This is a genomic window from Nocardioides campestrisoli (genome assembly GCF_013624435.2).
In the GTDB taxonomy this organism is placed as follows: Bacteria; Actinomycetota; Actinomycetes; order Propionibacteriales; family Nocardioidaceae; genus Nocardioides; species Nocardioides campestrisoli.
Genome location: NZ_CP061768.1, coordinates 321,844 through 346,902, shown reverse-complemented (window position 1 = coordinate 346,902; position 25,059 = coordinate 321,844). Strand labels below are relative to the sequence as shown.

Annotated in this window: 26 protein-coding genes; 10 read left to right on the top strand and 16 right to left on the bottom strand. The window is 74.1% G+C overall.

All coding sequences use genetic code 11. The annotated features are described in order from the left end of the window. Positions 1 to 74 precede the first annotated feature (74 nt). Positions 75 to 1,589 (bottom strand): amidohydrolase, encoded by a 1,515-nt coding sequence (locus H8838_RS01685; protein WP_181309819.1) that lies wholly within the window; start codon positions 1,587 to 1,589, stop codon positions 75 to 77. A gap of 62 nt (positions 1,590 to 1,651) precedes the next feature. On the opposite strand from H8838_RS01685, the gene H8838_RS01680 reads away from it, so the two are divergent. From H8838_RS01680 to H8838_RS01660, 5 genes are read left to right on the top strand one after another with little or no spacing between them, the layout of a single operon-like run. Continuing rightward, a complete protein-coding gene (locus H8838_RS01680; protein WP_181309820.1) occupies positions 1,652 to 2,122 on the top strand; it encodes a PPOX class F420-dependent oxidoreductase in 471 nt (156 codons plus the stop codon). Next, on the top strand, positions 2,123 to 2,761 hold the full coding sequence (locus H8838_RS01675; protein WP_185995354.1) for a hypothetical protein: 639 nt from the start codon (positions 2,123 to 2,125) through the stop codon (positions 2,759 to 2,761). Positions 2,762 to 2,766: 5 nt separating this feature from the next. Next, positions 2,767 to 4,173 (top strand): serine/threonine-protein kinase, encoded by a 1,407-nt coding sequence (locus tag H8838_RS19910; RefSeq protein ID WP_224766320.1) that lies wholly within the window; start codon positions 2,767 to 2,769, stop codon positions 4,171 to 4,173. Continuing rightward, positions 4,170 to 4,976 carry an SDR family NAD(P)-dependent oxidoreductase gene (locus H8838_RS01665; protein ID WP_181309822.1) on the top strand — a complete coding sequence of 269 codons (807 nt, stop codon included), beginning with the start codon at positions 4,170 to 4,172 and terminating at the stop codon, positions 4,974 to 4,976. The genes H8838_RS19910 and H8838_RS01665 overlap by 4 nt, the downstream gene beginning before the upstream one ends. Then, entirely contained in the window at positions 4,966 to 5,499 is a 534-nt protein-coding gene (locus H8838_RS01660) for an RNA polymerase sigma factor (protein WP_185995355.1), read from the top strand. The genes H8838_RS01665 and H8838_RS01660 overlap by 11 nt, the downstream gene beginning before the upstream one ends. A 3-nt stretch (positions 5,500 to 5,502) precedes the next feature. Here H8838_RS01660 and H8838_RS01655 read toward each other — a convergent pair whose 3' ends face one another. After that, positions 5,503 to 5,925, bottom strand: coding sequence for an LLM class oxidoreductase (locus H8838_RS01655; RefSeq protein WP_181309824.1), 423 nt, complete (start codon positions 5,923 to 5,925; stop codon positions 5,503 to 5,505). A gap of 60 nt (positions 5,926 to 5,985) precedes the next feature. Continuing rightward, positions 5,986 to 7,323 (bottom strand): hypothetical protein, encoded by a 1,338-nt coding sequence (locus H8838_RS01650; RefSeq protein WP_185995628.1) that lies wholly within the window; start codon positions 7,321 to 7,323, stop codon positions 5,986 to 5,988. Between the two features lie 193 nt (positions 7,324 to 7,516). Between H8838_RS01650 and H8838_RS01645 the strand changes: the two genes are divergently transcribed. Then, complete coding sequence (locus H8838_RS01645) at positions 7,517 to 8,992, top strand: carboxyl transferase domain-containing protein (RefSeq protein WP_224766319.1); 1,476 nt, start codon at positions 7,517 to 7,519, stop codon at positions 8,990 to 8,992. Between the two features lie 18 nt (positions 8,993 to 9,010). On the opposite strand, the gene H8838_RS01640 is transcribed toward H8838_RS01645, so the two are convergent. The 8 genes from H8838_RS01640 to H8838_RS01605 form a co-directional block, all read right to left on the bottom strand. After that, the gene (locus tag H8838_RS01640) at positions 9,011 to 9,628 is read right to left on the bottom strand and encodes an HNH endonuclease (RefSeq protein ID WP_185995357.1); all 618 of its coding nucleotides are present in this window, start codon (positions 9,626 to 9,628) and stop codon (positions 9,011 to 9,013) included. Continuing rightward, positions 9,582 to 10,346: a hypothetical protein gene (locus H8838_RS20315; protein WP_185995358.1), complete on the bottom strand. Its 765-nt coding sequence runs from the start codon at positions 10,344 to 10,346 to the stop codon at positions 9,582 to 9,584. The genes H8838_RS01640 and H8838_RS20315 overlap by 47 nt, the downstream gene beginning before the upstream one ends. A 77-nt stretch (positions 10,347 to 10,423) precedes the next feature. Further along, on the bottom strand, positions 10,424 to 11,242 hold the full coding sequence (locus tag H8838_RS01630; protein WP_185995359.1) for a hypothetical protein: 819 nt from the start codon (positions 11,240 to 11,242) through the stop codon (positions 10,424 to 10,426). Between the two features lie 95 nt (positions 11,243 to 11,337). After that, positions 11,338 to 12,648, bottom strand: a complete 1,311-nt coding sequence (locus tag H8838_RS01625) for a serine/threonine-protein kinase (protein WP_185995360.1) — start codon at positions 12,646 to 12,648, stop codon at positions 11,338 to 11,340. A gap of 76 nt (positions 12,649 to 12,724) precedes the next feature. Continuing rightward, positions 12,725 to 14,128 (bottom strand): dihydrolipoamide acetyltransferase family protein, encoded by a 1,404-nt coding sequence (locus tag H8838_RS01620; protein ID WP_185995361.1) that lies wholly within the window; start codon positions 14,126 to 14,128, stop codon positions 12,725 to 12,727. A gap of 11 nt (positions 14,129 to 14,139) precedes the next feature. Next, the gene (locus H8838_RS01615; protein ID WP_185995362.1) at positions 14,140 to 15,120 is read right to left on the bottom strand and encodes an alpha-ketoacid dehydrogenase subunit beta; all 981 of its coding nucleotides are present in this window, start codon (positions 15,118 to 15,120) and stop codon (positions 14,140 to 14,142) included. Then, complete coding sequence (gene pdhA / locus H8838_RS01610) at positions 15,117 to 16,277, bottom strand: pyruvate dehydrogenase (acetyl-transferring) E1 component subunit alpha (RefSeq protein WP_181309832.1); 1,161 nt, start codon at positions 16,275 to 16,277, stop codon at positions 15,117 to 15,119. The genes H8838_RS01615 and pdhA overlap by 4 nt, the downstream gene beginning before the upstream one ends. 116 nt (positions 16,278 to 16,393) lie before the next feature. Continuing rightward, positions 16,394 to 17,362, bottom strand: coding sequence for a helix-turn-helix transcriptional regulator (locus H8838_RS01605; protein WP_181309833.1), 969 nt, complete (start codon positions 17,360 to 17,362; stop codon positions 16,394 to 16,396). Between the two features lie 51 nt (positions 17,363 to 17,413). Between H8838_RS01605 and H8838_RS01600 the strand changes: the two genes are divergently transcribed. Genes H8838_RS01600 through H8838_RS01590 form a run of 3 tightly spaced genes read left to right on the top strand, consistent with a single transcriptional unit; the run spans position 17,414 to position 20,011 of the window. Further along, positions 17,414 to 18,313: a cation diffusion facilitator family transporter gene (locus H8838_RS01600; protein WP_181309834.1), complete on the top strand. Its 900-nt coding sequence runs from the start codon at positions 17,414 to 17,416 to the stop codon at positions 18,311 to 18,313. Continuing rightward, positions 18,310 to 19,335 carry a family 43 glycosylhydrolase gene (locus H8838_RS01595; protein ID WP_185995363.1) on the top strand — a complete coding sequence of 342 codons (1,026 nt, stop codon included), beginning with the start codon at positions 18,310 to 18,312 and terminating at the stop codon, positions 19,333 to 19,335. The genes H8838_RS01600 and H8838_RS01595 overlap by 4 nt, the downstream gene beginning before the upstream one ends. 16 nt (positions 19,336 to 19,351) lie before the next feature. Further along, entirely contained in the window at positions 19,352 to 20,011 is a 660-nt protein-coding gene (locus tag H8838_RS01590) for a hypothetical protein (RefSeq protein ID WP_185995364.1), read from the top strand. On the opposite strand, the gene H8838_RS01585 is transcribed toward H8838_RS01590, so the two are convergent. The 5 genes from H8838_RS01585 to H8838_RS01565 are packed head-to-tail and all read right to left on the bottom strand — an operon-like array spanning position 19,974 to position 24,067. After that, positions 19,974 to 20,813: a DUF72 domain-containing protein gene (locus tag H8838_RS01585; protein WP_185995365.1), complete on the bottom strand. Its 840-nt coding sequence runs from the start codon at positions 20,811 to 20,813 to the stop codon at positions 19,974 to 19,976. The two genes, H8838_RS01590 and H8838_RS01585, sit on opposite strands and share 38 nt — an antisense overlap. 17 nt (positions 20,814 to 20,830) lie before the next feature. Continuing rightward, on the bottom strand, positions 20,831 to 21,817 hold the full coding sequence (locus H8838_RS01580; protein ID WP_185995366.1) for a glutathione S-transferase family protein: 987 nt from the start codon (positions 21,815 to 21,817) through the stop codon (positions 20,831 to 20,833). Beyond that, positions 21,814 to 22,377: a DUF402 domain-containing protein gene (locus tag H8838_RS01575; protein WP_185995367.1), complete on the bottom strand. Its 564-nt coding sequence runs from the start codon at positions 22,375 to 22,377 to the stop codon at positions 21,814 to 21,816. The genes H8838_RS01580 and H8838_RS01575 overlap by 4 nt, the downstream gene beginning before the upstream one ends. A 59-nt stretch (positions 22,378 to 22,436) precedes the next feature. Then, the gene (hisC, locus tag H8838_RS01570; protein WP_185995368.1) at positions 22,437 to 23,510 is read right to left on the bottom strand and encodes a histidinol-phosphate transaminase; all 1,074 of its coding nucleotides are present in this window, start codon (positions 23,508 to 23,510) and stop codon (positions 22,437 to 22,439) included. A gap of 5 nt (positions 23,511 to 23,515) precedes the next feature. Then, complete coding sequence (locus tag H8838_RS01565; protein ID WP_185995369.1) at positions 23,516 to 24,067, bottom strand: VanZ family protein; 552 nt, start codon at positions 24,065 to 24,067, stop codon at positions 23,516 to 23,518. 34 nt (positions 24,068 to 24,101) lie between these two features. Between H8838_RS01565 and H8838_RS01560 the strand changes: the two genes are divergently transcribed. Next, positions 24,102 to 25,049, top strand: a complete 948-nt coding sequence (locus tag H8838_RS01560) for an EamA family transporter (RefSeq protein WP_185995370.1) — start codon at positions 24,102 to 24,104, stop codon at positions 25,047 to 25,049. The last annotated feature ends 10 nt before the right edge of the window (positions 25,050 to 25,059 follow it).

Sequence of the window (25,059 nt, the reverse complement as noted above, 5' to 3'; positions counted from 1 at the left end):
GAGAATCGACCTTCCGAGAGGAACTTAGGTAAGGCTTACCTTAATCATTTCTCCGGAGGGTCGCGCAAGGGCGCTCAGGACTCGCGCGCGAAGACCTGCTCCCCGGCCACCCAGGTCCCGAAGACCCCGGCCCCCGTCTCGCGCAGGTGCGCCGCGACGGCGGCGGTGTCGCCGGAGCCGGCGAGCGGGTCGGCGTCCAGCAGCACCAGGTCGGCCGGGTGCCCGGGCGCCACCGTGCCCCAGCCGTCGGTCGAGGCGGCGAGCGCCTCCTGCGCGGTGACCGCCTGCTCCGGGTGCCACGGCGCCCGGTCGTCCGCGCTGCGGTGCACGGCGGCCGCCATCGCCAGCCACGGGTCGAGCACCGCCACCGGCGCGTCCGAGCCCATGACCGTGCGCACCCCGTCGTCGAGCATCCAGCGCAGCGCGAAGCACCGCTCGCCGCGCCCGGGCCACAGCCGCTCGCTCACGTCGCGGTCGTCGAGCAGGTGGGCCGGCTGGACGCTGGCGGTCAGGCCCAGCCGGGCCATCCGGCGTACGTCGTCGCGCAGGACCAGCTGGGCGTGCTCGATGCTGCCGCGCGCCCCGGTGGCCTCGAAGGCGTCCAGGGCGACGGTGACCGCCCGGTCGCCGATCGCGTGCACCGCCGACTCCAGGCCCGCCCCGACCGCGCGGGCCAGCAGCTCCTGCAGCTCCTCGGGCGTCTGGTTGGGGTTGCCGAGCGGGAAGCCGAGCGGCGAGGGGCCGGCGTACGGGTCGCAGCACCAGGCGGTCCTGGTGTTGAGCGAGCCGTCGCTGATGATCTTCAGCGGGCCCATCCGGGCCTTGTCGTCGCAGCCCGGCAGCACGTCGCCGGTGCGCAGCCCGGCCGCCACGACGGCGTCCAGGTCGGGGGCGTAGGTGGCCATCCGGAGCCGGAGCAGGTCGGCGCCCTGGGCCCACCGCTGCGCCCAGTCCTCGTGGCCGCCGCTGAACTCGAAGTCGGTCACCCCGACGACGCCGAGCGCAGCCGCCTGCTCCAGGGTGCGCCGGTAGGCGTCGGGGCCGGTGCCGTCGTCGCCGATCACCGCCGAGAGCCGGCCGTAGGCGCCGAACCACTCCCCCTCGGAGACCACGCCCTCACGCATCGGCAGGGCCAGCGTCGTGAGCGCCACGGTGTTGAGCCAGCCGTGGTGGCAGTCGCCGGCGATCAGCACGATCGGCTGGTCGGTGCCCAGCGCGTCAAGCATCGAGACCACCGGGTCCTCGGGCCACGCGGTCGGCCGGTGGCCCCACCCGATCACCGGCTGGTCGGGCTGCTCGCGGAGCCGCTCGGCGACCAGCTGCACCGCCTCGGCGGCCGACCGGGCGTGCGAGAGGTCGAGCCGGGCGCTGGTCAGCGTCCACTGGCCGAGGTGGACGTGCTGGTCCCAGAGGCCGGGAATCACCCACCGGCCCTCGGCCCGGATCTCCTCGGCGCCGTCACGCTCGAGGCCGGGCCCGACCTCCCTCACCCGGCCGCCGCGGACCCGCAGGTCGACGGGAGAGTCCGGCGCGACGTCACCGGGGGTCACGGGCACGAGTCGTGCGCCGCGGATGAGCAGGTGGTCCATGCTCAAAGCGTAAGTCGGCCGGCGTCCCCTGGGCCGCCGGTCCGAGCCACTAGCCTCGACCCATGTCTCGCTCCATCGCCACCAGCACCCGGGTCGACCTCGACGGGCTCCTGGAGTTCGTCCGGCCCCGCCACCGGTTCCTGCTGATCACCCGCAAGGCCGACGGCAGCCCGCAGGCCTCCCCGGTCACCGGCGGCGTCGACGACGCCGGACGGCTGGTGGTCGCGACCTACCCGGAGCGGGCGAAGACCCGCAACGCCCGGCGTACCCCGGAGGTGGACGTCGTGGTGGTCTCCGACGACTGGAACGGCGCCTGGGTGCAGGTGACCGGGAGCTGCGAGGTGCTGGACGCGACCGACGGGGGCGAGGCGCTGGACGCGTTCGTGGAGTACTTCCGCAACATCTCCGGCGAGCACTCCGACTGGGCGGAGTACCGCGCCGCGATGGTCGAGCAGGGCAAGTCGCTGCTGCGGATCACCCCGACGTCGTGGGGCCCGGTCGCGACCGGCGGCTTCCCCGCGCGCCTGGCCTGAGTGGTGCCCTGGCGCGTCGGCGCGGCGACGGCCGCGCTGCTGCTGCTCGGCGCGGTGGTGGGGTGGGCTGCGGTGACGGTCGCGACCCGGCCCTCCCCCTCGTCCGGTGCCGCCGTCCCCGCTCCGGCGGCTGACCCACGGTTCCCGGTGCCGGTCGCCGAGGACCTCACCGAGGACCTCCCGCAGCCGGCGCTGGCCACGGGCCTGGCGTTGACGCCCACGTCGTTCGGCGACGGGGAGGCCCGGCTCTCCTTCCCCGTGCCGGCCGGCTGGAAGCGGCTCACCAACGCGCCCAACGAGTACCGGTGGAAGGTGCCGGGGCAGCCCCTGGACACCTACGTGCTCCGGGTCTCGCACGTGGGCAGCCAGAAGCGCACGGTCACCGAGCACCGGGCCGCCCGGATCGAGGCGGTCCGCGCGCGGGAGCACAGCGTCCGGATCCTGGAGACCGCCGGCGACGGCCTGGAGTACACCTACGTCGACGACCACGGCCGGCTGCGCCACCTGCACGCGCGGTGGCTCGACCTGACCGGCAACCCGCACGCCGAGGCCGAGATCAACCTGTCCGGGCGCAGCCGGGACGCCGCCGGCGCCCGCGAGCTGCTGGACCGGGTCGCGGCCGAGATGCGGCAGGGCTGACCGCGATGTCCCATCCCACCCGCCTCGGTCGCTACCAGGTACGCCGCCGCCTCGGCGCCGGCGCGTTCGCCACCGTCTGGCTCGCGGTCGACGACCAGCTGGACAGCGAGGTCGCGATCAAGGTGCTCGCCGACAACTGGGCCGGCGACGCCCACGTGCGGCGCCGGTTCGTCGAGGAGGGCCGTTTCCTGCGCAAGGTCGACTCGCCGTACGTCGTGCCGGTCTACGACGCGGGCGAGCTCGACGACGGCCGGCCCTACCTGGTGATGGCCTACGCGGACCGCGGCACGCTGGCCGACCGGCTCGCCCTCGGCCCGGTCCCCGCGCCGGAGGCCCTGCGGATCCTCGTCGAGCTCGGCACCGGCCTCCAGGCCCTGCACGACCGCGACGTCCTGCACCGCGACGTGAAGCCCGGCAACGTGCTGCTGCGCGGGCACGACGACGGCGAGCGGGCGATGCTCGCAGACCTGGGACTGGGCAAGGCGCTCGACGTCTCCTCGCGGCTCACGGTGATCGCCGGGACCCCGGCGTACGTCGCTCCCGAGCAGGCGCGCGGCGAGGGGCTGGACGCGCGCGCCGACCTCTACTCGCTGGCCGCTCTGGCCCACCTGCTGCTCACCGGCAGGCCCGCTCGCGCCCCCGAGTCGCTCGCGGTCGCCGGGTCGCCGCCGCCGGTGCCGCCGATGGGTGCGGCCGTCCCGCCGGCCGTGGAGGCGGCGGTGCTGCGCGCGCTCTGCGTCGACCGGGAGGACCGGCAGGCCTCGGTGGCGGAGTTCGTCGCCGAGCTCACGCAGGCGGGGCGGGCCGACGGCACCCTGATCGAGCCGGCTCGGAGCACTCCCGCCCGGACCGCTCCTGCGCGGGACCGGGGGCTGCCCGCACTCTTCGCCGCGACGGCGCTCGTGCTGGCCGGGGCGGGCCTGGGCGCCTGGGCGGCGGACTCGGCCCGGGGCGAGCACCGGGTCAGCGACACCACGGGCACGCTCGCCGTGACCGTGCCCGCCGCGTGGACGTCGTCCGTGCAGGGTGACGGGTGGACCCCGCCGGACTCCGACCAGGTGCTCCCGGCGCTGGCGCTCGGCACCGACCGGACGTGGCGGACCGAGGGCCAGGGCGTCTTCGCCGGCCTCGCCGAGGGGGACGACCTGCCGGCCCGGACGCCCGGCCACCCCGAGTGCGCCGACGAACGGCCCGGCCCCGACGCCCCGGAGGGAGTGGACGCCCTCACGGTCGTGCACACGGGCTGCCCCGCGCCCGCTCCGGTGGTGGTCGAGCGGGTGGCGCGCGTCGCCGAGGACCGGCTGCTCTGGGTGCAGGTACGCAGCAGCGACCTCGCCGCCGCCGAACGGGCGCTGGCCGGGGTGGAGCTCGACGGAATGGCCCAGGCGCGGTCGGGTACGGACCGCAGATGAGCGAGCCCACCAGCACCGCCTCCGTCCCTCCCCTCGCGCTGGTCACCGGCGCCAGCAGCGGCATCGGCCTCGACCTGGCCCGGCAGTTCGCCGAGCACGGCTTCGACCTGGTGGTCAACGCCGAGGACCCGGCCCTCGCCTCGGCGGCGCAGGAGCTGCGGCTCGGCGGCGCCCAGGTGGTCGAGGTGCAGGCGGACCTGCGCCGACCCGACGGTGTCTCCCAGGTGTGGGAGGCCGTGCGCGCCGACGGCCGACCGTTGGCCGCCGCGGCGCTGAATGCCGGCGTCGGGCACGGCGGCCGGTTCGTCGACACCGACCTGGCCCACGACCTGGGGATCATCCAGCTCAACATCGTCTCCACCGTCCAGCTGGCCAAGCTGGTGCTGGGCGAGATGGTCCGCGCCGGCGAGGGCCGGGTCCTGGTCACCTCCTCGATCGCCTCGGAGATGCCGGGCGCCTTCCAGGCGACCTACAACGCGTCGAAGTCGTTCCTCCAGTCCTTCACCGAGGGGCTGCAGGAGGAGCTGACCGACACCGGCGTCACGCTCACCCTGCTGATGCCCGGCCCCACCGAGACCGAGTTCTTCGAGCGCGCCGACATGGAGGACACCCAGGTCGGCCGCGGCCGCAAGGACGACCCGGCGCTGGTCGCCAGGCAGGGGTACGACGCGCTGATGGCCGGGGAGGCCCGGGTCGTCGGCGGGCGGCTCGTCACCCGGGTGCAGGAGGCGGCCAGCAAGGTGCTGCCGGACAAGGTGAAGGCCAAGATGCACCGGAGGATGGCGGAACCGGATGACGCCTGACGAGCTCGCCCGACGCGCCCAGGGCGGCGACGGGGAGGCGATGGATCGGCTGCTGGGTGAGCTGCGCCCGCGGGTGCTGCGGATCTGCCAGGGCGTGCTGCCCTACTCCGACGACGCCGAGGACGCCTGCCAGGAGGCGCTCATCTCCGTGGCCGGGAAGATCGGCCAGTGGCACGGGCGGGGGCGATTCACCACCTGGCTGCACGTGGTGGCGCTGAACAGCGCGCGATCGACGTACCGGCGACTGAAGAACCAGGCCGTCCCGAGCGACGTGCTGCCGACCGAGCGGCCCGACCCGCGCACCACCAGCGTGATCGCCGGGACCCGGCTCGACCTGCTGGAGGCGCTTGAGACGATCGAGGCCGAGCACCCCGCGTTCGTGCAGCCGCTGATGCTGCGCGACGTCTACGGGCTGGCCTACGACGAGATCGCCGAGACGCTGGGCGTGCCGCTGGGCACGGTCAAGGCGCAGATCCACCACGGGCGCCGACTGGCCCGTCCGCTGCTGCGCGAACAGGTCTGAGGCTCACCCGGCCCGCGACCACCGCGCGAGGTGGGCGAGCAGGGGCGGGACCGACTCCGCGAACGGGGCCAGGCCGTGCGGCGTCGGCGGCGGGATCAGGTGGTAGCCGTCGACCGCGCCTGCGGCGTACCAGCAGACGAGCTCCTCGGCGACCTGGTCGGCGGTGCCGATGACCAGCCGGTGCCGCAGGGCCACCCCAGGCCACCAGGGGGCTCGCGCCTCGTTCGCCTCCCGTTCCACCGCCCAGGCAGCCGCCTCGGTCGGCGCGACGAACGGGACCACCCCCGGCAGGAAGGGGTTGGGCACGTGGGTCCGGACCAGGCGGGCCTCCTCCAGTGTGCGCGCCGCGGGCACCTCCGCCAGCGGCGTCATGCCCGCAGCGGTCGCCGAGATCGGCAGCCGCACGGACCGGAGGAGAAGACCCATGGCAGCACCATACTCCCCATTGTCAATTGTCTTACATGACAATGGGGAGTATGGCCGGGCTCAGCGGCGGATCTTCCGGGCCCTCCCCGAGACCACCTTCTTCTCCGAGCCCCGGAGATAGGTGATCTTGACCCGGAGCTTCTTGCCCCGGTCCTTGGCCGTGACCTTGTACGACGCCTTGGTCGCCTTCTTGATCTTCTTGCCGTTGCGGAACCACTGGATCTTGACCGTCACCCCGGGCAGGGAAGCGATGGTGACCTTGAGCTTCTTGCCCACCCTCGGCTTGCCCTTGACCGCCGGCGCCTTGGTCGGCAGCGGCGCGGGAGGCGTGGCCGTCGGGGTCGGGGTCGGGGTCGGCGTGGGCGTCGGCTCCGGCGTGGCCGTCGGCGTGGGCTCAGGCGTCGGCGTCGGCTCAGGCGCCGGCGTGGCGTTGGGATCCGGGACCACGCGCTCAGTGTCCCTCGAGCCGCTCAACCCGGAGAGGTAGCCGTCGCGGAACACCCTGACCTCCAGCCGGAGCCGGGCGCCGACGTCGGCGTCGGTGACGCGGTAGGTCGACGAGGTCGCACCCGGGATCGTGTCGCCGTTGCGCACCCACTGGTAGGTGACCCGCTCCGGGGCGGGCGACCAGGTGCCGGCGGTCCCGGTCAGCTCCTGGCCCACCTGAGCCGTGCCGGTGACCACCGGCGGGTCGATGTCTTGGATGCGCGGAGGGGCGACGCCTTCGACGTCGACCACCAGGTCGTGGGGCAGGGTCTGGGTGACGCCTCGCTGCACGGGGACCCGCACCGCGTCGGTGAACTCGTAGCTCATCTGCCCCCCGCCCACGTAGTAGACGGGCTGGTCGACACACCCGAACACCTCGACGACGTAGTCGGCGGTGGTCAGGCCTCCCAGCGTGACGGCACCCGCGTCCGAGGTCACCTTCTCCCGGGTGCTGACGTAGGTCCGGCCGCCCACGGCGCGCACCCCGCAGTTCGAGACCGGCGTGCCGTCGACGTTGCGCACCGTGGTCTCGATGCTGCCGCCCACCTGGAGCTCGGCGTCGATCCCGCTCACCGTCTGTCCGGGCGCCACGGTGAAGGTCACCGCCGACTCCCACCCGAGATACTCGGGGGCACCGCCACTGAACTGGCCCTCGGCCACCTCCGCGGAGAGCCAGGTCCGGGCGAACTCGGCCCGGTAGGTGCCCGGAGGCACGTCGATCTCGTAGCCCGGCGAGGATGAGCCGATCTCGGCCCGACCGACGACCTGGAACTCGTCCACGTCGACGATGTAGACACTCGTGTCCCAGTCGGACTGGCCAGGGAAGGTCACCTGCCCGGTCACCGTCCCAGCGGCTTCGTCCGCGGCCTGGACCGGCAGGGCGACCAGCCCGAGCAGCGAGCCCACCAGCATGGTGAGGAGGAGAGCGGACCGGACACGCAACAGCAATGGACACCCCCGTGACGGCGCCGAGCCCGTCCCGGCGCGATTGGCCGCGATGATAGGTCGCGGCCCGCTCCCGGCCTCCGCCCCTTGCGCATATCGGATCATCCGGTCCAGACCTCCGTGGCAGGACGTCGGTCCCCGCTGGCATAGCCTTCGTGCCGTGACCGCTCGCCTCTCCGCCCACGACCTGATCGACCTGGTGCTGGACGAGGGGTCGTGGTCCTCGTGGGACACCGAGCCCGACCACACCGCGGCGGACGAGGCGTACGCCGACCAGCTGGTCGCCGCGCGGGAGAAATCGGGCGTCGACGAGGCGGTCGTCACCGGCGAGGGGCTGCTCGACGGGCACCGGGTCGCGGTCGTGCTGGGCGAGTTCTCCTTCCTGGCCGGCTCGATCGGCCGCGCGACCGCCGACCGGCTGGTCACCGCCATCCGCCGGGCGACCGCCGAGGGACTCCCGCTGCTCGGCGCGCCCGCCAGCGGCGGCACCCGGATGCAAGAGGGGACCGCCGCGTTCGTGCAGATGGTCCGTATCTCCGAGGCGATCGCGGCGCACAAGGCCGCCGGGCTGCCCTACCTGGTCTACCTGCGGCACCCCACCACCGGCGGGGTGATGGCGAGCTGGGGCTCGACCGGGCACCTCACGGTCGCCGAGCCCGGGGCGCTGGTGGGCTTCCTGGGTCCGCGGGTCTACGAGGCGCTCTACGGCAAGCCGTTCCCCGAGGGGGTGCAGACCTCGGAGAACCTCTACGAGCGCGGCATCGTCGACGGCGTGATCGCGCCCGGGGCGGTGCGCAACATCCTCGGCCGGACCCTCGACATCCTCGAGCGGCCCCGCGCCCCGCTGCCCGAGGTCGCCGACCCGGGCGAGGAGGAGGTCGGCGACGTCGACGCCTGGGACGCGGTCACCCGCTCGCGGCGTCCCGACCGTCCCGGCGTACGCCGGCTGCTGCGCTACGGCGCGACCAACGTGATCCCACTGAACGGCACCGGGCAGGGCGAGTCCGACCCGGGGCTGCTCTTCGCGCTGGCGCGGTTCGGCGAGGCCCCGTGCGTCTTCCTCGGCCAGGACCGTCGCGGGCAGACCACGGACCGACCCATGGGGCCCGGCGCGCTGCGCGAGGCCCGGCGCGGGATGCGGCTCGCCGGCGAGCTGGGGCTGCCGCTGGTGACGGTGATCGACACCCAGGGCGCGGCGCTCTCCGCGGAGGCGGAGAACGGCGGGCTGGCCGGCGAGATCGCCCGGTCGCTGGAGGACCTGGTCACCCTGCCCGCCCCCACCCTGTGCCTGATGCTCGGCGAGGGCAACGGCGGCGGCGCACTGGCCCTGCTGCCCGCCGACCGGGTGATCGCCGCCCAGCACGCGTGGCTCTCGCCGCTGCCGCCGGAGGGAGCGAGCGCGATCGTGCACCGCGACACCGAGCACGCGCCGGAGATGGCGCGCGCCCAGGGCGTGCGGGCTCTCGACCTCAAGCGCCTGGGCATCGTCGACCGGATCGTCGCCGAGCACCCGGACGCCGCCGACGAGCCCGCCGCCTTCTGCCGTCGTGTGGGCGCGGTGCTGGAGCACGAGCTGATCGGGCTGCTCGCGCGCGGCCCGGGGACGCCGCAGGAACGGGCGCAGCGGATCCGCTGACCGCTGCCCCGCCCCGGCTCAGACGGGGAGCGGTGGCGGCTTGCCGTAGTAGGCGCGGCCGCTGCTGGTGAAGGCGCCGATCTCCGGACCACCCCCGGCGAACCCGACCCAGCTCGTCCACCCGGGCGCCTCCTTGACCTGGTTGCAGGTCTCGCAGAGCCCCTGACCGTTCTCGAAGCTGGTGGGCCCGTGCTCCCGACGCGGCACCACGTGGTCGAGCTGGCGGATCGGCGCGTCGCACCACGGGGTCCGGCAGGTCTCGCCGTCACGCAGGCGGATCATCTCGGCCAGCAGCCCGTCGAAGCACCGGCCGGGCCGCTCCATCGCAACCAGCTGCCCGTCGTCGGGCAGCGCGAAGAGGCGGCGCACGGTCACGGCGTGCTGCTCGAACGCCTCGCCGAGCAGCTGGCGACAGACCTCGACGGGCAGGTGGCCCGACCCCGGCACCCAGCCGGGGTCCTCGCACTCACCCCAGAGGCTGGCCAGGCTCAGCACCAGCCGCAGGTCGATCCGGCGCGGCACCTGGGGATCGAGACCGGTCACACGCTCGACCAGGACGTCGGCGCGCACCTGGTCGGCGGTCCGCGGGTCACCGGCGAGCCGGGCGGCAGAGGCGGCCTCCTGGAGCGCCTTCATCACCGGCCCGTAGCGCTCGGAGCGAACCACCGCGGTGATCCGGCCGGTGCCGTCGCCGAGCAACCGGCCGGCCACGTGACGGCGGGCCCGGGCGCGGGACGCCCGCCGGGTCGCCGCCTCGGAGTCCGCAGCGGTGACCAGGCGGCGGACCAGCTCGCGCAGCTGATCGGTGCCGAGAGCGGCCGCACAGCCGGCACCGGTCCCGGACCACCAGGTCGTCGTCGACCCGGGTCCGGTCCTCGCGAGCCAGGTCGTCGGTCTCGCGCACGATCAGCAGCGCGCGCTCCTCGGTGAGCTCGCCGCGCGTCAGGGCGGCAAGAGTCTGCGGGAGGTCCTCGACCAGCGCGGTGGAGGCACCGACCAGGAACCGGCCACGGGCCGGTGACTCCCGGCGGGCCAGCCCGAGCTGGCAGCCGATCACCGGCTCGGGCGCGGGACCTCGACGGCCCCCAGCGTCAGTGGAGCGGAGTCCTTCCAGCCGAGCTCGCTCCCGGACCGCGTACGCGGCGGTGACCCTGGCCTGCGCGGCGGCCGCGGCCGCCTTGAGCGCCTCCAACGCCTCGACCTGCGCCAGGCAGTCCGCGGTGCGGGAGGGGGCGGGGCCGACGTCGGCCAGGCTCGCCGCCAACGCCGACAGCTCTGGGGTCGTCCAGGCACCCTGGGGCGCTGCGGGCTCCGAGGGAGCGGCGTCCCAGCACCGCACCTGCGTCTCGATCATGCGTTCGAGAATAGTCCTGCCCGCCGACAGTCGCTGGCCCTCTCCACAGGCAGGTCAGCCAGCCCGAGCGCCCGTCCTCAGCGGTAGGTGAGCTCGCAGATCCGGCCGTCCTGGTTGAAGAGGTCCCAGCCCCACGGCCGGCCGCGCAGTTCCCAGTAGGCCTTGGCGACCTCATAGCTGTGGCCGGCGTTCTTCAGCGAGAGGCAGGTCTGCCACCGCGACAAGGACGCCGCGATCTCCGCCGGCGTGCGGGTGGCCGGCGGCTCCGGGGTCGGCGCCGCGGTGGGCGGCTGCGGGGTCGGCGCCGCGGTGGGCGGCTGCGGAGTCGGGGTGGGCGCCGGGGGCGTGGGGGTCGGCACCGGAGTGGGCACCGAGGTCGGCGGGGTCGCGGAGGGCTTCGGCGGCCTCGGGGACTTCGGCGGCTTCGAGGTCGGAGGCACCTGCGGCGTCGGCTGCCCGCTCGGGGTCGGCGAGGCCGTCGAGGAGGCGCTCGGCGACGCGGTCGGCGAAGCCGTGGGCGAGGCGAGCCCCGTGCGCTCGGCGCGGCGGGCCTTCCGCTCGGCCTTCGTCAGCGCCGGATCGTCGGCCTCGAGGTCGTCGACCGGCGACGGCGTCGCCTGCGGGCTCGCGGTGAGGCCGACCGGCTGGACCGGCGGCCCGACCGCCGCGGACGGGTCGTCGTCCCCGTCCAGGTCGACGAAGACCAGGGCGAGCATCACGGCGAGGGCCGCGGCGATCAGCAGCGGCGCACCACCCGACCCCCGGCGCGGGGGCGGCACGGGGGTGCCGGTGCCCACGCCCAGGGGCGTACGCCCGGGCAGCGGCGGGTGGATCTCCGGCACCAGCTGCTCGAACCCGCAGTCAGGACACCACGGCGCGGCCGAGCGCACCTGCATGCCACACCTGGGACACCCCATGTCCACACCCCTCCGAAGATTCCCTGAGCGGGCGTCAACCTAGCGGTCTTTACTCGCGAGTAACACGGGTCGTCTCAGGAAAGGCAGACCTGCGTGGCCTGCTCCAGGGACTGCTTGATCGCCGGGTCGACGGCCTCCAGGTCATGGTCCCGGTAGCCCAGGTCTGAGTCGAGGAACCCTGCGGCGATGAGCCGGCCGAGCCCCATCTCCTCGACCCAGCGGCCCGCGATGCAACGGGCGTTCTCCTGGTCGACCAGGAGCACGTCGACGAAGCCGTCGGCGATGCTGGTGACCGCCCGTGCCTCGGAGTTGAGCACGGGCTCGTCCTCCCGGTCGCCTCCGCTGAGCGCGGCAGGAGCGGTGCCTACGGCGTCCCCCTCGACGATCGCCAGGGTGCCGACGATGCCGAGCACCAGCGCGGCCACCCCGACCAGGGCCGACCGCCAGCGCCGGGGCCGGGACGGCACCGGGACGACGACCGGAGGCCCACCGACGGGCGGGGCCGGCACCAGCGGAGCTTCGCGCGCCCCGGCCAGCGACCGGGCCCGAGCCAGCGCGTCAGCCAGCTGCCGGGCCGAGGTGTACCGACGGGACGGGTCCTTGTCGAGCACCTTGGTCAGCACCCGGTTGAGCTCGAGCACCAGCGGGGAGCCGCCGGCGAGCTGTCGCGGCGCCGAGCCCAGGTGGGCCGAGGCGAGCTGGAACTCGGTGGGCGCGTCGTACGGCGCGGAGCCGGTGAGCGCCGTCCAGAGCACGCAACCCAGCGAGTAGAGGTCGGAGGCGACCGACGGCTCGGCGCCGGTGTGCAGCTCCGGCGCGGCCCAGCGGGCGTTGCCGGGCTGGAGCGGGCCGGCGGCGCCGTGGGCGGTGCCGAAGTCGGTCAGGCAGGCCTGGAACTCCTCGTCCACCCGGCGCAGCATCACGTTGGCCGGTTTGACCCCGCCGTGCACCAGTCCCGCGTCGTGGGCGTCGGCCAGGCCGAGCGCCGCCTGGGACACGAGGCGCAGCGCCAGGTCGACCGGGGGTGTGCCGTGCGTACGGAGCATCCGCTCGAGGTCGCCGTCCGGCACCAGGTCGCTGGCCAGGTAGAGGCGGCCGCCCTCCTCGCCGTACGCCCGCACAGGGAGCACGTGCGGGGAGTCGAGCCGGGCCAGGGTGCGCGCCTCCCGGGCGAACCGGGACCGGAAGTCGCGGTCCTGCGCCAGGTCGGCCGGCAGCAGCTTGAGCGCCACCTCGGGCGCCGCAGCGGGCGGCTGGCCGGAGAGCCGCTCCTCGGGACCCACCAGTCGCGGCTGCGGCAGCGCCGCGTGCACCACGCCGACGCCGCCGCGACCGATCTGGCGACCGACCACGAAGGGGCCGATGCGGGACGATGGCAGGCTCACGGCGACGTTCTACCCCGGTGGATGAAGTCGAAACCACCCCCGGACGGGGTATTTCTCCGTCCGGGGGCGGGTCGACTCAGAACAACAGCGCGCTCGCCGGGTCGCGGAGGATGCCGGCGACGTCGGCCAGGAACCGCGAACCCTTCTCCCCGTCGATGTGCCGGTGGTCGAAGGAGAGCGCCAGGGTGGTGACGTCGCGCGCGACGATCTCGCCGGTCTCCTCGTCGACCCAGGGCCGCTTGCCGACCGCGCCCAGGCACAGGATCGCCGACTCGCCGGGGTTGATGATCGGCGTGCCCGCATCGACCCCGAAGACCCCGACGTTGGTGAGGGTGAACGTGCCCCCGCTCATCTGGGCGGGCTGGGTGCGTCCCTCCCGGGCCGTGGCGGTGAGCTCGCCCAGCGCCTCGGCCAGCTCCAGCAGCGACAGCGAGTCGGCGTCCTTGATCGTCGGCACGACCAGTCCACGCGGCGTGGCCGCCGCGATCCCGAGGTTGACGTAGGACTTGTAGACGACCTCCTGGGCCTCCTCGTCCCACCACGAGTTGATCTCGGGAGTACGCCGCATCGCCAGCATCGCGGCCCGGGCGGCCACCAGCGTCGGGCTGACCCGGACGCCGGCGAAGTCGCGCTGAGTCTTGAGCCGCTCGAGGAAGCGCATGGTCGCCGAGACGTCGACGGTGACCCACTCGGTGACGTGCGGGCTGGTGAAGGCCGAGCGGGTCATCGCCTGGGCCATCGCCCGGCGTACGCCCTTGACCGGCTCGCGGCGCTCGCGGGCCGTCTCCGGGAGGGCCTCGCCCACGTCGGCGCCGCCACCGTGTCCAGCAGAGAGGGACACGGAGGCGGCGCGGACGTCGTCGCGGGAGACGGTGCCGCGCGGACCGCTGGGGGTGAGCGTACTGAGGTCGATGCCGAGCTCCTTGGCGAGCTTGCGCACCGGCGGCTTGGCCAGGGCGCGGAGCGCCGCGGTCAGCGTGGGCACCGGCTCCGGAGCGGCGGACTCGGCGGGCACCGGCGGCTCGTCGGCCGGGGCCACCGGCTGCGACTGGGCGCCGCCGGGGGCGAAGGCGCCCTGGACCTGGAGCTGCGCCTGCGCGCCCGCCTGGGAGGCAGGCGAGGCCGCGCCCTTGCGCGCCCGGCGCTGGGGCCCGCGGTCGGCCTTGTTGCGCCCGACCAGGGACTCGCCCTCGCCACCGCCGCTGGCGGCGGGGTTGGAGAGGTCGATCTCCATGGCGGGGGGCGCTGCGTCGCCGATGGAGATGATCGGCGTGCCGACGTCGACCGTCTGGCCCTCGGCGACCATCAGCGCCAGCACCGTGCCGGCGAACGGCGAGGGCAGCTCGACGATCGACTTGGCGGTCTCGATCTCGCAGATGATCTCGTTGATCTCGACCGTGTCGCCCTCCTTGACCTTCCAGGAGACGAGCTCGGCCTCGGTGAGGCCCTCGCCGACGTCGGGCAGCAGGAACTCGGACATCTCAGGTCTCCTCAGTAGTCCAGCGAGCGGTCGACGGCGTCCAGCACCCGGTCGAGGTCGGGGAGGAACTCCTCCTCGATCCGCGAGGCCGGGTACGGCGTGTCGAAGCCGCCGACCCGGAGCACCGGCGCCTCCAGGGAGTAGAAGCACTCCTCGGTGATCCGGGCCGCCAGCTCGGCGCCGAGGCCGAGGTTGACGTGCGCCTCGTGGGCGACGACGGCGCGGCCGGTGCGCCGTACCGAGTCCAGCACCGGGCCCATGTCCAGCGGCGAGAGCGTGCGCAGGTCGATGACCTCCAGCGACTTGCCCTCGACCGCAGCGGCGTCGGCGGCCGCGAGGGCGGTCTTCACCGTCGGCCCGTAGGCGAGCAGCGTGGCGTGCTCACCACGGCGCACCACCCGGGAGGAGAAGAGCGGGTCGGGGCTGATCGACTCGTCGAGGAGCACCTTGTCGGCGTGGTACTGCCGCTTGGGCTCCAGGAAGATCACCGGGTCGTCGCAGGCGATCGCCTGCTGGATCATCCAGTAGCCGTCGACCGGGTTGGAGCAGGCGACCACCTTGAGGCCCGGGGTGTGCGCGAACTGCGCCTCCGGGGACTCCGAGTGGTGCTCGACCGCGCCGATGCCGCCGCCGAACGGGATCCGGATCACCATCGGCATCGGCGAGCGGCCCTTGGACCGGTAGTGCATCTTGGCGACCTGGCAGACGATCTGGTCGTAGGCGGGGTAGACGAAGCCGTCGAACTGGATCTCCACCACCGGCCGGTAGCCGCGCAGCGCCAGGCCGACGGCCGTGCCGACGATGCCGGACTCGGCCAGCGGGGAGTCGATCACCCGGTCCTCGCCGAAGTCCTTCTGCAGGCCGTCGGTGATCCGGAAGACGCCACCGAGCTTGCCGACGTCCTCCCCCATCACCAGCACCTTGGGGTCGCCCTCCATCGCCTTGCGCAGCCCGGCGTTGAGCCCCTTGGCCAGGGTGATCTGCTCGCTCATCGGCCGGCCTCCTCGAAGGTCGCCAGGTACGCCGCGTAGCCCTCGCGCTGGACGCGCAGCTCCTCGGTCTCCTCGGCGTAGACGTGGTCGAACATGTCCAGCGCCCGCGGGTCGGGCATCGCCTTGCACCCCTCGCGCAGTCGGTGGCCCAGCTCGTCGGCCTCCTCCTTGACGGCGTCGACGAGCTCGGCGTCGGCGAGCCCGTTGCGCCGCATGTAGACCTCCAGCCGGGAGATCGGGTCCTTGAGCTTCCACCGCTCGACGTCGTCGGAGAGCCGGTAGCGGGTGGGGTCGTCGGTCGTGGTGTGGGCGCCCATCCGGTAGGTGTAGGCCTCCACCAGGGTCGGGCCCTGGCCGTCTCGGGCGCGCTGCAGCGCGGCCTGGGTCACGGCGTACGTCGCCAGCACGTCGTTGCCGTCGACCCGGACGCCGGGGAAGCCGAAGCCCAGCGCCCGCTGGTAGAGCGGGATCCGCGACTGCCGCTCGATCGGCTCGGAGATCGCCCACTGGTTGTTCTGGCAGAAGAAGACCACCGGGGCCTGGTAGGAGGCGGCGAAGATGAACGCCTCGTTGACGTCGCCCTGGCTGGAGGCGCCGTCGCCGAAGTGGGCGACGACCGCGGCGTCCCGCTCCGGGTCGCCGGTGCCGACCACGCCGTCGCGCTGCATGCCCATCGCGTAGCCGGTGGCGTGCAGCGCCTGCGCGCCGATCACGATCGTGTAGAGGCCGAAGCCGAACTCGGCGGGGTCCCAGGAGCCGTGGTCGACGCCGCGGAAGAGTCCGAGCAGGGCGAGCGGGTCGACCCCGCGGCACCAGGCGACGCCGTGCTCGCGGTAGGTCGGGAAGACGTGGTCCTGCGGGCGCAGGGCGCGGCCGGCGCCGATCTGCGCGGCCTCCTGGCCGAGCAGCTGCGCCCAGATGCCCAGCTCGCCGTGGCGCTGCAGGGCGGTCGCCTCGGTGTCGATGCGCCGGGTCAGCACCATGTCGCGGTAGAAGCCGCGCAGCTCCTCGGCGCTGAAGTCGCGGTCGAACTCCGGGTGGTGGGTGCGCTCCCCCTCCGGGGTGAGCAGCTGCACCAGCTCGGGTCCGCCGTCGGTCTGCGAGGGGCCGAAGACCTCGACCAGGTCCGGACCGAATCCGTGGTGGCTCACGTGCACTCCTTCAGGTCGCGCAACCGACCCGGGGGTCACCGTCCGGTTGCTCCGCAGCGTGCCGGTCGGGGTGTGACCGGCACCACAGTGCCGCCAACCTACCTGCGCGAGTCCACGAAGGGCTACTCGGCCCCACCGGAGAGCGGGGAGACGTGCGGCCGGGCGCGCAGGGTCTCGCTCGGCAGCACCCCGAAGGCCTCGCGGTAGTGCGCCGCGAACCGGCCCGCCTGGCTGAACCCCCACCGGGCCGCGACGTCGGCCACGGTCACCGGGCCGGTCGGCTCGGCGGCGGCGAGCTCGCGGTGCGCCCCTTCCAGCCGGACCCGGCGCAGGTACGCCGTGGGACTGGTGTCGTGGTGGCGGGCGAAGCCCTGCTGGAGCGCCCGCACGCTGGTCCGGGCGGCGTGCGCGATGTCGGTGACGCTGAGCGACTCCCCGGCGTGCGCCTCGATGAAGGCGATCGCCTGGTTGACCGGGTGCTGCGGGCCCAGCCCCTCGGCGTCGGTCGGCTCGAGCGGCACGGTCTCCACGCCGAAGGCGGTCAGGGCGGCCTGGGCCAGCCGATGGGCCACGTCGATCGGCGGGCGGGTGCCCCGGCGCAGGTGCTCGGAGATCTCCCGGTTCGCCCGGCGTACGGCCAGGCGCCACTGGTCGGCCGCGGCGGGCAGGGGCTGGCGGCGCGGGATCCGCAGCCGGTCGGCCGGCACCCCCGCCACCTGGCCGAGCAGCTCGCGCGAGAGCGTGACCACTCCGACGTGCACCGACCTGCTGGTGGTCGACGGGGTGATCACGGCGTCGATCGCGAACAGCTCGCCGGGGCCCATCCGGGTGACGGTGTCGCCGTCCTCCACGGTGATCGTGCCGCCGAGCACCTCCACCACCTGCACCGGCCCGGGGGCCGTGGCGGTGACGCGGATGCTGGAGCTGTGACTGAGGCGTTCGACCCGGAAGTCGGGGGCCTGGATCCCACTCACCTCGATGGAGAAGCGGGGGCCGAACTCGACCTTGCCCAGGCTGTCCCAACGGTCACGCAGGAACTCTTCCGCACTGGCCGGGTCGCGGGTCGCGAAGCGGTGAGGTCGGACGTCCATGGCGCGCCAGTACCCCACCCACCCTCACGTATTCCCCTAGGCTGAACCGTCATGGGCGCAGGGCACGGGCACGGGTCGAGCCACGCGGGCGGTCGGCACCGCTGGCGGCTCGCCGTGGCGTTCGGTGTCATCGCCACCTTCTTCGTGGTCGAGCTGGTCGCCGGCCTGCTCTCCGGCTCCCTGGCGCTGCTCTCCGACGCCGGCCACATGGCCGCCGACGTGGTCGCGCTGGGCGCGGCCCTGGCCGCCACCCGGATCGCGGTCCGCCGCGACCGCACCGGCCTGCGGACCTACGGGTCCTACCGGGCCGAGATCTTCGCCTCCGGCCTGGTGGTGCTGCTGATGCTGGGCGCCGCGGCGTACGTCGGCGTCACCGCGCTCTCGCGGATCGGCGAGAGCGTCGAGGTGGACGCCGGGCCGATGATGGTCGTCGGCGCGCTCGGTCTGCTGGCCAACCTCGTCGCCCTGGTCCTGCTGCGCGGTGGCGCCGGGGAGTCCCTCAACGTCAAGGGCGCCTACCTCGAGGTGGTCGCCGACACCGTCGGCTCGGTCGGGGTGATCGCGGCCGGCGTGCTGGTCGCGGTGACCGGCAGCGCCTGGTGGGACACCGGGGTGGCGCTGGCGGTGGCGGTCTTCGTCACGGTCCGCGCGGTCCTGCTCGGCCGCGAGGTGCTCGCGGTGCTGGGCCAGCACGCTCCGTCCGGCATGGTCCCGGCCGACGTCGAGTCGGCGCTGGCACAGGTGCCGGGCGTGCAGGAGGTGCACGACCTGCACCTGTGGACGCTCACCTCGGGGATGAACGTGGCTACCGCCCACCTGGTCGCCGGGTCGACTCCCCCGGACGCCGTGCTGGGCGCGGCCCGCACCGTGCTGCTGGAGCGGTTCGGCGTCGACCACGCCACGCTCCAGGTCGAGAACGACGCCTCCGACTGCCGCGAGCTCAGCTGGTGAGGCCTCCGCTCGCAGCGCTGGGGCTGGCCCTGGCGCTCCTGCTCCCGCTCGCGCCCACTCCGGCGCTCGCCGCCACCGACGTGCCGCGCCCGGTGCTGCGCGGCAACTTCGCCGACCCCGCGGTCGAGCGGCTGGGGGGCGGCTACGTCGCCTTCGCCACCGGCGAGCGCGCCCCGCGCGCCTGGACCCGGAGCCGCAACGGCCGCTGGCAGCGGCACGGCCCGGCGCTGACCCGGCTGCCCTCCTGGTCACGGCCCGGCGACATCTGGGCGGCGGACGTGAAGCGGGTCCGCGGGTGGTGGGTGCTCTACTACTCCGCTCCGGTGCGCGGGCTCGGCCCGTACGGCCGGTGCATCGGGGTGGCGCGCTCCCGCAAGGCGCTGGACGGCTTCACCCCGGTGGGCGGGCGCCCGCTGGTCTGCCCGGCGTACGTGAGGAAGGTCCCGACCGCCGAGGACCCGCTGCTCCCCCGCGACCCCAGCCTGCCCCGGGCGGGGGTGATCGACCCGTCGCTGCACGTCGGCGAGGACGGGCTCCAGCTGCTCTACAAGACCGACCGGATCCCGTCATCGATCCGCACCGTGCCGCTGGACCGCTCCGGCACCCGGGTGCGGTCCGGGGCGACCAGCGTCGAGCTCTACCGCTACCCCGGGGTGGTGGAGAACCCGTTGCTGGTCCAGCGGCCCGAGGGGTGGGTGCTGCTGCTCTCCGAGGGCGACTACACCCGGTGCACCTACCAGACGATCTGGCTGCGCTCGCCGACCGTGACGGACTGGAGCACGGCCGAGAGCGGGGTGCTGCTCGACCGGACGACCACCGGGCTGTGCGGTCCCGGCGGCGCCGACCTGGCCGGCTCCCGGCTCTTCCTGCACGGCTGGGTCTGCCACGGGAAGCCGAAGCCGTGCGCCTCGGGGTTCGACTGGTCCAAGCGGGTCCGGCAGCGCGCCGAGCGGGCGATGTACGCCGCCCGGCTGCGCTGGGTCGAGGGCATCCCGACGATCACGGGGTGGTTGCGCCGCTAGCCGGGTACCGGCTGGCATGGACCTGCTGCAGACCTCGTTCCGCCTGCTCGCCCGGGTGCGCCGTGCCCGGGCCTTCCACCCCGTGGGGGCGTCGTACGCCGGGTCGCTGGAGCTGACCGGCGACGGCCCGCTGCCCCCGGGACCGCACCGCTGTGCCGTGCGGCTCTCCCAAGGGGTCGGGGTGCTCGCCGGCTGGCCGGACCTGCTCGGGGTGGGGACCCGGGTGGAGACCGCCGACGGGCCGGTCGACGTGCTGGCCACCACCGTCGGGAGCCGCGGGTGGCGCAGGCTCGTGCTGCGCCCGGTCCGTCGCTGGCACCGGGCCACGCTGAGCACGCTGATGCCCTGGGAGGGGCCGGACGGCACCCGGGCGCAGGTGCTGCTGACGGTCGACGACCCGCGGCTGGTCTCGCCGCGGCCGGGCGAGCCCGCCGAGCACCTGCCGGTGCGGATCACCTGGCGGGTGGCGACGCCCCACCGGGTGCTCCAGGCGGGGCTGCTGACCCTGGAGGAGGTCGCCCCCGACCGGGTCGACCTCGACCCGGTGCTGCACAGCCCTCCCGGATGGACCGTGGTGCCGCGGTGGCTGGCCCGGGTCCGGGCGACGGCGTACGTCGGCAGCCGGGAGGGCCGCGGGGTCAGTCCCGCGGGTCGGGTCCTGCGAGCCGTGCGATGAGCGCGCGGGCGTCGTGCGGGGCGAAGCCCTTGGCGTCGTTGTCGAAGTAGACGAAGACGTCCTGGCCGGCCGCGGACCACGCGCGGCACTTCGCGGCCCAGGTGTCGAGCGCCGCGTCGGAGTAGCCGCTGGTGTAGAGCTCGGCGTCCCCGTGCAGCCGCACGTAGCGGAAGTCGGCGGTGTCCTGCTCGACCTTCGGCCAACGGCCGGCGGTGTCGGCGAGCACGCAGGCGACGCCGTGCTCGCGGAGCACCGCGTAGGCCCGCTCGTCGACGAACGTCTCGGAGCGGAACTCCAGCGCGTGCCGCACCGGCAGCTCCGCCTCGGCGGTGGTGAGCGCCCGGTCGTCGGCGAGCTTGTCGTCGTGCCGCGCCGCCAGCTCGGCCATCTCGGTGGTGGTGCGCGGCAGCGAGGCGAGGAACGCGTCGAGCACCTCGGCGTCGAAGGCCAGGTTGGCGGGGAGCTGCCACAGCAGCGGACCGAGCTTGGGCCCGAGCGCCAGCACCCCCGAGGCGAAGAAGTTGGCCAGCGCGGCGTCCACGTCGCGCAGCCGCTTGAGGTGGGTGATGAACCGGCCGCCCTTGACCGCGAAGACGAAGTCGTCGGGGGTCTCCGCTCGCCACGCGGCGTACGACGTGGGGCGCTGGAGGGAGTAGAAGGAGCCGTTGATCTCGATCGAGGTCAGCTGGGAGGCGGCGTGCTCGAGCTCGCGGCGCTGGGGCAGGCCCTTCGGGTAGAAGTCACCGCGCCACCCGGCGTACCGCCAGCCGCTGATCCCGATCCGGCACGTCCCGCGTCGCATGGCGGGGCCGTACCCAGTCAGAGGTTCTCGCGCCCGTGCGGGGCGTGCCAGCCGGCCAGGTCGGGGCCCTTCGGGATGATGCCCGACGGGTTGATGTCGGTGTGCACCACGTAGTAGTGCGCCTTGATCTGCTCGAAGTCGACCGTCTCGCCGAACCCGGGGGTCTGGAAGAGGTCGCGGGCGTATCCCCACAGGTTCGGCATCTCGCTGAGCTTGTTGCGGTTGCACTTGAAGTGCCCGTGGTAGACGGGGTCGAACCGGACCAGGGTGGTGAAGAGCCGGACGTCGGCCTCGGTGACCGTCGGCCCCATCAGGTAGCGGCGGTCGGCCAGCCGCTCCTCGAGCCAGTCGAGCGCGGTGAACAAGCGGTCGTAGGCGTCGTCGTACGCCTGCTGGGAGCCGGCGAACCCGCACCGGTAGACGCCGTTGTTCACCTCGGTGAAGACCCGCTTCATCACGGTCTCCATCTCGTCCCGGACGTCGTCGGGCCACAGGTCCGGGGCGCCGGGCCGGTGGTGGTCGCGCCACTCGAAGTACAGGTCGTGGGTGATCCACGGGAAGTCGTTGGTGACGACCTCACGGGTCTCCACGTCGACCATCGCGGGGACGGTGATCCCCTTCGGGTAGTCGGGGAAGCGGTTGAGGTATGCCTCCTGTAGCCGCTCCATGCCCAGCACCGGGTCCCGGCCGCCGGGGTCGCGGTCGAAGGTCCACGAGCGCTTGTCGTGGGTCGGGCCCGGCTTGCCGACGCTGATCACGTCGGTGAGGCCGAGCAGCTCGCGCACGATCAGGCTGCGGTTGGCCCACGGGCAGGCGGGAGCGGCGACGAGGCGGTAGCGCCCCGGCTCGACCGGCCAGACCTGCACGTCGTCCCGCCCGCCGTACGTCGCGTCGTGCGGGTCCTGCGAGCGCTCCCCCGCCAGGATGCGGTCGGGGATGTAGGACATGTCGCGCTCGAACGCCTTGCCCTTCTCGGTGTACGTCGGGGCCAGGTCGTCGCTCATGCGACGTCGCGCCCGGCCCAGTCCTCGGGGAGCTTGAGCGAGCCCCAGTCGGCGGGCGGCTGCCAGCTGGCCCAGGAGGACTCCCACCACTGGTTGCGCCAGTCGAGCATCGAGCGCACCGACTTCGCGGTCTCGCGGACGTCGGGGTCGACCTCCTCGATCGTCCGCGGGCCGACCAGCTTCCAGGAGCCGTCCGGCTGGACCCGGAAGCCCACGTGGTGGTCGCGGGTGTCGAAACCGTGGGCGTGCCGCTTGACCGGCTCCTCGAGGTTGACCAGCCAGCCGGCGAACCGGCGCTCGGGCCCGTCCCACAGCAGGTCGACCGCGTAGGCGTCGCCGAAGCGGTAGAGGGTGAGACGACCGTGGCCCGGGGCGTGGTCGCGTCCGGCGGCCCGCCACGGGTGCTCCGAGGTGTGAGCCACCTGGGAGCCGGGAGCCAGGTAGGTGGCAAGGACGTCGATGTCGTCGCGCACCACCCGGACCGCGTAGCCGAGCGTCGGACGACCACGGGTCACCTCGCGCCGTACGACGGTCTCTCCAGGCTTCCAGTAGTCGGTCATGGCTCGACCGTAACTCGGATGGGGAGACGACGGGTCAACCGGGGGCCGCTACTGGACGGTCACGAGCGGGTCCGCCGGGCCAGCTCGATCACCCGCTCGTGGGCCTCGGTCTCGCCGATGCTGACCCGTACGCCGTCGCCCGCGAACGGGCGCACCGTGATGCCCAGCTCCTCCGCGGCCGCGGCCAGCTCCAGCGCCCGGTCGCCCGCGGGGAACCAGACGAAGTTGCCCTGGGCGTCCGGGACCTCCCAGCCGGCCTCCCGGACGCCGGCGAGCACCCGGTCACGCTCGGCGACCAGGGCGTCGACCCGCTCCAGCAGCGCGTCCTCGGCGGCCAGCGAGGCGATCGCCGCCGCCTGGGCGACGTGGCTGACGCCGAACGGCAGCGAGACCGCCCGCAGCGCCGCGGCCAGCGGCGGCTGCGCGACGGCGTACCCGACCCGGAAGCCGGCCAGCCCGTAGGCCTTGGAGAAGGTCCGGGTGACGATCACGTGCGGGTGCGCCAGCGCGGTGGCGACGCCGTCGACCGGGTCGGCCATCCGGACGAACTCGACGTACGCCTCGTCGACGACCACCACCACGTGGCTCGGCACCCGGGCGAGGAAGTCGTCGAGCTCGGCCTGGGTGACCGAGGGACCGGTCGGGTTGTTGGGGGTGCAGACCAGGACCACCTTGGTCCGCTCGGTGACCGCGTCGGCCATCGCGGCCAGGTCGTGGCGGCCGTCGGCGGTCAGCGGCACGCGCACCGAGGTCGCGCCGGCGACCGTGACCGCGATCGGGTAGGCCTCGAAGGAGCGCCAGGCGTAGACCACCTCGTCGCCGGGGTCGCAGAAGGCGCTCAGCAGCTGGTAGATCAGCGCGACGCTGCCGGTGGCCGCGGCCAGGTGGTCCGTCGGCACGCCGAGCCGCTGCGAGAGCGCCTCGTAGAGCGCCGCGGTCCCCATGTCGGGGTAGCGGTTCATCTCCGCGGCGGCCTCGACCGCCGCCCCCAGGACGCCGGGCAGCGGCGGGTAGGGGTTCTCGTTGGAGGAGAGCTTGTAGCTGGTGAGCCCGGGCCGCGGGGTCGGCGGCCGTCCTGGGACGTACGCCGGGATGGCGGCGACGTTCGCGCGGGGCTGCGGGGACGTGGTCATGGACGTCACCCTAGTGAGCGCCGCCAGGGCCTGAGCACGGCCGCCACCCCCAGCCCGACCAGGAAGCCCAGGCCGGCGCCCGTGGCGTTGTCGACCACGTCGGTGACGTCGCAGGCGCGGTCGATCCGGGCCAGCGCCAGCTGGGTGAGCTCGATCAGCACCGAGTAGCCCACCAGCCCGAGCAGTCCCAGCGGGGCCAGCACCCAGGCGGCCCGCCAGCGGGCGACCGCCAGCACGACCAGCGCCCCGGCCGGGACGAAGACCAGGACGTTGAGCAGCCGTTGGCCGCCGCCGAAGATCCAGAACCCGTCCGGCGACGGCCCGCCGTAGTCCCAGGAGCAGGTGCTCGAGCGCCCGTCCGCCGGCACCACCGCGGGCACCTCGTAGGCCGGGGTCAGGGTGAGCACCGCGAGGCAGGCCAGGACCCAGAGGAGGCCCGCGAGCGACGCCGCGGAGAACCGGCCCGTCCGGCGGCGCAGCAGCAGGTACAGCAGCAGCGCGACGGCCCCCGCGATCCCGACGCGGAGCAGCATGACCCCGATCCCGCCCGCACCCACGCGCCCGACCCTAGCGGGGTGTGAGAATGCCGAGATGGGCTCCTCGCGCCGGATCGGCATCTCCCTGGTCGTGCTCGGCGCCAGCCTGTTCATCCTGAACTCCGGGGTCTCCCGGATCGCCCTGCGCAACGGGATCGACTCCCTCCAGCTCACCTCGCTGCGGGTGACCGGCACCCTGGTCGCCCTGGTGCTGATCGCCGCGCTCTTCCAGCGCTCCGCACTCCGGCTCCCCCGGGGCCGACAGCTGCTGCTGGTCTCCGCGCTCGGCCTCTTCGGCGTCGCCCTGCTCCAGTTCTGCTACTTCGTCGCGCTGGACCGGCTGACCATCAGCCTCGCGCTCCTCCTGGAGTACCAGGCGCCTATCCTGGTCGCACTCTGGGCCAAGTTCGTGCAGCGGGCGCAGGTCGGCCAACGGCTCTGGGTGGGCCTCGCGCTCGCGGTCGCCGGCCTCGCCGCGGCCACCGAGATCTGGAAGGGCACCTCGTTCGACACCCTCGGCGTGGTCGCCGGCTTCGGCGGCGCGGTCTGCTTCGCGGCGTACTTCCTGCTCGGCGAGGCGTGCCACGATGCCGGCCTCTCCTCGGTGCAGGTGATGGTCTGGGGGTTCGCGGTGGCCACCGTGGCGATGAACCTGGTCTCGCCCGTCTGGCTGATCGAGGCGGACTACACCGCGAGCGTCTCGCTGCAGGGCAACCTCGACCACCTGTCGCTGCCGCTGTGGGTGGTGCTCACCTCGGTGGTCCTGCTCGGCACGCTCGCCCCGTTCGGGGTCGAGCTGGTGGCGCTGCGGTTCATCCCGGCGACGCTGGTCACCGCGATCGCGATGCTCGAGCCGGTGGGCGCCGCGGCGCTCGGCTGGGCCTGGTACGCCGAGGCGCTGAGCCCGGTCGCCGTCCTCGGCTGCTTCGCGGTGGTGGGCGGGATCCTGCTCGCCCAGACCGCGCGAGGCACCCATCCCGACGACCCGGTGGCGGTCACCTGAGGTCTCCTAG

Bases quoted from the DNA above. Each gene is read 5' to 3' on its own strand.
- H8838_RS01685 (WP_181309819.1), bottom strand. From the start codon at position 1,589: ATGGACCACCTGCTCATCCGCGGCGCACGACTCGTGCCCGTGACCCCC.
- H8838_RS01680 (WP_181309820.1), top strand. From the start codon at position 1,652: ATGTCTCGCTCCATCGCCACCAGCACCCGGGTCGACCTCGACGGGCTC.
- H8838_RS19910 (WP_224766320.1), top strand. From the start codon at position 2,767: ATGTCCCATCCCACCCGCCTCGGTCGCTACCAGGTACGCCGCCGCCTC.
- H8838_RS01665 (WP_181309822.1), top strand. From the start codon at position 4,170: ATGAGCGAGCCCACCAGCACCGCCTCCGTCCCTCCCCTCGCGCTGGTC.
- H8838_RS01660 (WP_185995355.1), top strand. From the start codon at position 4,966: ATGACGCCTGACGAGCTCGCCCGACGCGCCCAGGGCGGCGACGGGGAG.
- H8838_RS01655 (WP_181309824.1), bottom strand. From the start codon at position 5,925: ATGGGTCTTCTCCTCCGGTCCGTGCGGCTGCCGATCTCGGCGACCGCT.
- H8838_RS01650 (WP_185995628.1), bottom strand. From the start codon at position 7,323: ATGCTGGTGGGCTCGCTGCTCGGGCTGGTCGCCCTGCCGGTCCAGGCC.
- H8838_RS01640 (WP_185995357.1), bottom strand. From the start codon at position 9,628: ATGAAGGCGCTCCAGGAGGCCGCCTCTGCCGCCCGGCTCGCCGGTGAC.
- H8838_RS20315 (WP_185995358.1), bottom strand. From the start codon at position 10,346: ATGATCGAGACGCAGGTGCGGTGCTGGGACGCCGCTCCCTCGGAGCCC.
- H8838_RS01630 (WP_185995359.1), bottom strand. From the start codon at position 11,242: ATGCAGGTGCGCTCGGCCGCGCCGTGGTGTCCTGACTGCGGGTTCGAG.
- H8838_RS01620 (WP_185995361.1), bottom strand. From the start codon at position 14,128: ATGTCCGAGTTCCTGCTGCCCGACGTCGGCGAGGGCCTCACCGAGGCC.
- H8838_RS01615 (WP_185995362.1), bottom strand. From the start codon at position 15,120: ATGAGCGAGCAGATCACCCTGGCCAAGGGGCTCAACGCCGGGCTGCGC.
- H8838_RS01605 (WP_181309833.1), bottom strand. From the start codon at position 17,362: ATGGACGTCCGACCTCACCGCTTCGCGACCCGCGACCCGGCCAGTGCG.
- H8838_RS01600 (WP_181309834.1), top strand. From the start codon at position 17,414: ATGGGCGCAGGGCACGGGCACGGGTCGAGCCACGCGGGCGGTCGGCAC.
- H8838_RS01590 (WP_185995364.1), top strand. From the start codon at position 19,352: ATGGACCTGCTGCAGACCTCGTTCCGCCTGCTCGCCCGGGTGCGCCGT.
- H8838_RS01585 (WP_185995365.1), bottom strand. From the start codon at position 20,813: ATGCGACGCGGGACGTGCCGGATCGGGATCAGCGGCTGGCGGTACGCC.
- H8838_RS01580 (WP_185995366.1), bottom strand. From the start codon at position 21,817: ATGAGCGACGACCTGGCCCCGACGTACACCGAGAAGGGCAAGGCGTTC.
- H8838_RS01575 (WP_185995367.1), bottom strand. From the start codon at position 22,377: ATGACCGACTACTGGAAGCCTGGAGAGACCGTCGTACGGCGCGAGGTG.
- hisC (WP_185995368.1), bottom strand. From the start codon at position 23,510: ATGACCACGTCCCCGCAGCCCCGCGCGAACGTCGCCGCCATCCCGGCG.
- H8838_RS01560 (WP_185995370.1), top strand. From the start codon at position 24,102: ATGGGCTCCTCGCGCCGGATCGGCATCTCCCTGGTCGTGCTCGGCGCC.